General features: G+C 41.7%; 3 protein-coding genes. 1 reads left to right on the top strand and 2 read right to left on the bottom strand.

Features of this window, described 5'->3' with window-relative positions; genetic code table 11:
- The first annotated feature begins 100 nt into the window (after window positions 1-100).
- Entirely contained in the window at window positions 101-1,492 is a 1,392-nt protein-coding gene (locus KIT27_12250) for an alpha/beta hydrolase (GenBank protein ID MCW5590417.1), read from the top strand.
- Here KIT27_12250 and truA read toward each other — a convergent pair.
- Both truA and KIT27_12240 read right to left on the bottom strand, forming a co-directional pair.
- Complete coding sequence (gene truA, locus KIT27_12245; protein MCW5590416.1) at window positions 1,473-2,270, bottom strand: tRNA pseudouridine(38-40) synthase TruA; 798 nt, start codon at window positions 2,268-2,270, stop codon at window positions 1,473-1,475. The two genes, KIT27_12250 and truA, sit on opposite strands and share 20 nt — an antisense overlap.
- Window positions 2,267-4,232, bottom strand: a 1,966-nt coding sequence (locus tag KIT27_12240; GenBank protein MCW5590415.1) for a hypothetical protein, incomplete at its 5' end; no start/stop codon positions are given. The genes KIT27_12240 and truA, both read right to left, overlap by 4 nt.

The raw sequence follows: 4,232 nt of genomic DNA, 5'->3' as shown, positions 1-4,232 counted from the left end.
CTCCGTTCCAGGCTACGGCTGCGCTGCGTTCCAGGCTACGCATTCCAATTTAAGCTACAATCGGTATAATCAAGGGGGTCTGTTGTTTCAAGGAGTTGTTATGTCACCGGCGTTTATTGCAGCGATGCTGCCTTGGCTTGTGTTTTTCTTTTTTGCCAATCCTTCTCATATTGAAACGGCAGCGATAGTGAGTTTATTAACCATCGGGTTATTAAATTTTCAACAATTAAAACAAGGTAAGTTATGGGACTGGTGTAGTACCCTTTATTTAGCCGGATTATCGGCAATTTTATTTCTTCATCCACTGCCATGGCTACAACACCATGGCTATTTACTTTCTAACTTATATTTAGCCAGTCTGTTATTACTCTCTCTCTATTTTAAACGCCCGCTCTTGACCGATTACTACCGCGATGTAACGCCTAAAACACAGTGGCACACAGAAACGTTTTATCACTATGTTTATACAATTACCTTCATTTGGGCTGGAATTTTTATTGCTAATGCTCTCATCAGTTGGGTAGTCATCACTCTTCACGGTGAAAAAATCTTCATGCTCGATTGGTTCTTGCCTATCGTTTTTATCGCGCTGGGATTATTCACGACTCATTTTTATGTGCTGTGGCACACTCAACAACAAATTCAATTAAAAGGTGTCGCCCATTTAAAAAATATCAGCGAAATAAAAGTGATTACCACCGAAAAGTCATTATTCTCCTACCGCATTCTCGGCAGCGGCACACCCCTGCTGTTACTGGCAGATGCCTATATGAGCATGCATAGCTGGGACCCCGATTTTTTAATCTTACTGTCGCAATCTCATCAAGTGATTATTTTTGATTATCCAGGCGTCGGTGCTTCGCGGATGGAAAAACCCTGTAATTTAGCGAATCTTTCTGACTATTTAAATTCAGCGCTGCAAGCGCTACAACTAAATTCGCTCTGTCTCGCGGGATATGGGATGGGCGGATGGATAGCGCTGCATTTCGCTGCCCACTATCCCGATCAGTTACAAAAATTAGCACTCATTGCCAGTGATGGCGGTACTCAACAAGCGCAATTACCCACACCAGAGATCCAAACATTTTTTCAAGAAATCGGGGATTTATATCAACCCAAGCATTTTAAGCGTTACGTTGATGCCCTGTTTCCTCCAGAATACCGAGAAGCAATGACCCAACGTTTGCAAGCGCTTTACAGCTCTGCCAGCTTTTATGCCAGGATCACACCTGCTACCCAGACGTGGCAAGCGCAACTCCGTCAAGCATGGTATGATTTACCAGAACTTGCCGAGTCGATTAAAAAACTCTCCATACCGTGTTTAATCCTCGCCGCGACTTTAGATGAAATTAACTTGCTCGAAAATTCACGTTATCTCGCGCATTTATTAAGTCACGCGCAATTAACGTTGATTGAAAATGCAGGACATGGATTAATTTACCAAGAACCGGCCTGGGTTGCTGATCATTTAACTACTTTTTGCCTAAATTGAATAACTGCCATGGCATGGTGCGAGGTAGTGGAACATTAAAATGCTCGGGATAACCAACTTCTGTTAAATACAATCCATAGGGAGGGGCTGTTACCCCGCCGAGCGATCGATTACGCGCGACTAAAACGTCTTGCGCCCATTGTGGCGGCTGCCGCGAACTACCAATTGCCATTAAAACACCTGCAATATTGCGCACCATATGATGCAAAAATCCATCGGCTTTAATATCGAAAATAATAAAATCTTGATGTCGAAACACTTCAAATTGATGAATGGTTTTAACGGGCGATTTAGCTTGGCATTCAAGTGCACGATAGGAAGTGAAATCGTGCTCACCCATTAAATAATTCGCGCCCTCTTGCATTAATTGCGCATCGAGTGGTTGATAATGCCAAGAAAAATAATGACGATTAATGGTGGGACGCACGGCATGATTATAAATAATATAACAATAACGCCGTGACATCGCGGAAAATCGTGCGTGAAAATCATCCGGCATAGCTTGTGCCCAAGTCACACTAATGGCACGCGTTAAATGATGGTTAGCGCCAAACATCCAACTACGCATATTGCGAATGGCACTGGTATCAAAATGGATCACTTGACCTGTGGCGTGAACACTGGTGTCGGTGCGCCCAGCACAATATATCGAGATAGGTTCATCCGCTACTTTTGATAAGGCCAGTTCTAATTCGTGTTGAACGGTGTGTAAATTGGGTTGTTTTTGCCAACCATGAAATTGGCTACCATCATATTCAATACCTAATGCGATTTTCATTCTTGTTCCAATATTTTCTTTAATAACTCTTGGGCTTGATCGTGAAACTCAAGATTATGTTCTGCTAAAATTTCTTCGAGTAATTCCTTCGCGCCCGCATAATCTTCCATATTAAAATACGTTTGGGCTAATTTAAATTTATCTTTGGCGGGCATTTCTGGAACGCTATACTCAGCAGGAGTTGTGGGTTCATTTTCCTTAGTTTTTTCCAGGGTTTCTGCGAAACTTAATTTACCCCATTCTTTAGGTTCTTCCAATTTTTGTTCAGCCGTTTCATTAGACTTAACCTCACTTAATTCTTCAGGCCATGTTTCATTTTTTAACGTTACTATTTCTTGCCAAACTGGATTTGTTTCATCTTTTGCTTCTTGCGGAATTTTAGCCAAGGTGGCGTCAAATGCCGCTTGATTATTGGATTTCGCATATACTTTTAATAAACGCAACCGCATATTTAACGAATCAAAATCTAATTCTTCCTTAGAAGGAGCATTTCCTGATGCACTTAATTCATTAGGATTATCCTTTGCCGGCAATGTTGGGGATTGTTCATTACTATTATCGATAGTCTCGGTGATTGGCGGAGAAACAGTATTCGGTTCTTCCTCAGAAAACGGTGAAGCGAGTATTTCAGGTGACTCTTCCCTTTGAGCGGGATTAAATTGGGCGAATGCTTGGCGAATTAATTTATCGCTGCGAATTTTTTCGGGTAATTGTTCATAATAATCTTGCACGGCTTGCAAGCCATGCGCTAAACCCAGCACTTGAATTAATTTAACACGATACGCAATATTATCCGGTTCGCGTTCAATTGCCGATTGTAAAATACTTTCCGCTTGATCGTAACGTTGATAATTCAAGTATAAATCGGCTTGTTCTAGCGTATCCACCACGGGTTCAATTTTTTCATCTTCTGTATGTAGAGTTTCTGCTGCATCATCTTCATGATTGACATCGATTATCCTAGGCGCGGATTTAAGCGGGGATTTTGCCGCTAACGTTTGCATAAAACGACGACGCTGCAAACTATACAACGCTATTAGCGTTAAAAATACCATCACCACAAATCCTAAACCTATCAACATCACAATATTCATGGTATTGGCAAAAAAACCTTGCGGCGGGAAATCTAAATTAAATTCTTGGCCAAAATTATCCATAGAGGTATCAATCTTAGTGGATGCAGCAGAATTTTCTTGAGTTAATTTTGCTGTTTCTTCACTTAATTCATGTTCTAATTTTACAGCATCCTGTTCAAGTTCATTCACTTGATTTTTTAATTGTTGGTTTTCCGTTTTTTGCTGTTGTAATTGTTGATCAACAACCGTTAATTCTTCTTCTAATTGCTGAGTATTCGCGGAATTTTCACTGGGTTGGCTCAGTTTGCTCGACTCATTGGCGAGATTGGGTTTTTGCAAGGCCTGTTGTAAATTATCGGTGGTTAACTTTTGCGATTCTGAGTTTGATGGCGGCATCGGTAAAGCATCTTGATGCTCCTGCTCCCAGGCCTTGTCTTCCATGCTCACTTCACTAACCGCTTGTTCATGCGGAATAGCTTGAATTTGAGTGAGTGTGGGGATCACTAAACGCACATCGGCTTTAAGTTTATTAATATTATTGCCCCAAAAGGCTTGTGGATTGGCGCGATATAATGCTAACAAAGTTTGTTCGATACTCACCGATTCATTAGGACGAATTTTTTTAGCAATGCCGATTAAGGTATCGTCTGCCGTAGTTGGCCCATACGTTTGCGCTGCTGTAGTGTTCGCTGGATTTGGCAATACTTCGGGAGTACGCTCATACGTTTTTTGCGTGACATAATTCGTTTGTTTTTGTTGCGGGGCAGGATAATGAAAGCGTTTTGGTGGGACGCGAGGCCGTTGATAGCCGCGCGGATCTAATAGCATGGTATATTCTTTATAAACTTGCCCACCACTCCAGCGCACATCCACTAAAAAACGCATC

It is taken from the genome of Legionellales bacterium (assembly GCA_026125385.1).
In the GTDB taxonomy this organism is placed as follows: Bacteria; Pseudomonadota; Gammaproteobacteria; order JAHCLG01; family JAHCLG01; genus JAHCLG01.
Note: the sequence above shows the minus strand (reverse complement) of the source record. Positions and strands in the feature narration are given on the sequence as shown.